This is a genomic window from Moorena sp. SIO4A1, from assembly GCF_010672065.1.
GTDB lineage: Bacteria > Cyanobacteriota > Cyanobacteriia > Cyanobacteriales > Coleofasciculaceae > Moorena.
The window spans coordinates 1-1526 of record NZ_JAAHHX010000664.1 but is presented as its reverse complement, the minus strand read 5'-3'; the positions used below and the strand labels follow the sequence as shown (position 1 = coordinate 1526).

The window sequence follows — 1526 nt, the reverse complement described above, 5'->3', positions numbered from 1 at the left end:
TGTTGGGTCAGCCTTCCGGTGGTTGCTTGGGTAGATTGGTAATGGCGGTGCAGTTGGCGGGTATTAATTACTCCACCAGACTGTTCTTGTCGCCGTTGCAGACGACTTAGTAAGGGGGAATTTTCTGGACTTCCCGATTCCTGGGAATTATTGCCTGGTGAAGCTGAATTATCCATCTGATTTAGAAAGGGGAAAATCCCCAATTACCCACTACTGAACTAAGTACCTGGACATAAATAAACAAAACTGTGTTAACTTTTGTAAAGCTACTCAAAGTCTCTCTGTTCCCTGTTCCCTGTTCCCTGTTCCCTTTACGAACTATTCAAACGCTGATTGATTTTGGCGACTTCAGTAACCCATTTTCGGCGTTCCCGGTGTTCCATGGTCATGATTGATTCATAATGCCAGTGGAAGTGATAGGCGAGATAGGCTACCTCCTCATGGATTTGGGTAAGGGGGTAGCCTAGGATTCCCCCGATAAATCGAGTTCGACAGCAAAATTTTGCTCACAGTGGGGGCAGCTAATTTGAAGCGATCGCATTCCATTGCCATTGATCCGATTGTACAGATCCTGCAAATACGCTAAATCAGAGGCAAATAAACTTTCGATAATCTTAGGATTAACTACCTCCACCGAACCAAGACGAGTGACAACACGGGAGAGCAACAGCACAATCAGATAGGCTGGGTTGTTTTGCACACGAGGATCTTTGAGGGGCAGAATTTCATCCGCCGCTGTCGCCATCCGCATGACTCCTTCCTGATGCAAATTCCCTTCTTTATCTATATACCCTGCTGGTAAGATAAATTCGTATTCCGTCTGTAGCATTTTGGTTCTTGGTTATGGCTAATTGCTAACTGATTACTGTTAACTGATGACTGTTAACTGACATTAACTCTCTGCAAACGTTCACAGGTAATCGTTAGGGAATCAATCCCAACATCGCTACCCTTAGCATCTAAGCTGGGTGCTTCATACTTACTCGCCCAAGCATTAAAGAAATCCCAGCGCACTTTTTCTTCCCCATCATCATTGAGCAGGATAATCGAGCCATTTTTGCGCTCAATTGTCCCATTCACTGCTTGTAAATGCCAATCGTAAAGTTCCTTAGAGTCAGTAATACCATACTTGAGGGCAATATCAGGGTAACTAGCTTTGCCCCGCAACTTACGTACTGTGGCATCATCTCCCCCCTCTCGATACTCCACAACTTCTACTTCTGAACCAAAACCACTACATTCAGAAAATCCTGCTTGAACAATCCCATCCAGTTCTACCAGAAAGCGATAATTTTTATACGGATCTACTCTGGGCATAACTCACATCTCCTTGTTGTTTGGTAATAAGTAAGGTAATGGGTAATTCAAGAAATATCTATTCTTATAACACTACGCATTTAGATTAGGACATTCCTAAACTCCGAAATCTAGTCATAGCTTACTTCTGACTTCTGACTTCTAACTTCTGACTTGCGCGTAGCGCTATATCTATTCTCCAGCCATCTGTTGAATGCGGAAGATGACAA

At 43.6% G+C, this 1526-nt stretch carries 3 protein-coding genes; all 3 read right to left on the bottom strand.

Translation table 11 applies throughout. The features are described 5' to 3' along the window. Positions 1-311: 311 nt before the first annotated feature. The 3 genes from F6K53_RS46330 to F6K53_RS41705 all read right to left on the bottom strand — a co-directional run bounded on the left by F6K53_RS46330 (position 312) and on the right by F6K53_RS41705 (position 1317). Complete coding sequence (locus F6K53_RS46330; RefSeq protein WP_366511440.1) at positions 312-389, bottom strand: hypothetical protein; 78 nt, start codon at positions 387-389, stop codon at positions 312-314. Positions 390-463: 74 nt separating this feature from the next. Next, positions 464-829, bottom strand: coding sequence for a hypothetical protein (locus tag F6K53_RS41710; RefSeq protein WP_008178157.1), 366 nt, complete (start codon positions 827-829; stop codon positions 464-466). A 53-nt stretch (positions 830-882) separates the two neighbouring features. Further along, the gene (locus F6K53_RS41705) at positions 883-1317 is read right to left on the bottom strand and encodes a phage tail protein (protein WP_008178159.1); all 435 of its coding nucleotides are present in this window, start codon (positions 1315-1317) and stop codon (positions 883-885) included. Between the last annotated feature and the right edge of the window lie 209 nt (positions 1318-1526).

Coding starts and splice junctions, on each gene's coding strand:
- F6K53_RS46330 (WP_366511440.1), bottom strand. CDS start 389: ATGACCATGGAACACCGGGAACGCCGAAAATGGGTTACTGAAGTCGCC.
- F6K53_RS41710 (WP_008178157.1), bottom strand. CDS start 829: ATGCTACAGACGGAATACGAATTTATCTTACCAGCAGGGTATATAGAT.
- F6K53_RS41705 (WP_008178159.1), bottom strand. CDS start 1,317: ATGCCCAGAGTAGATCCGTATAAAAATTATCGCTTTCTGGTAGAACTG.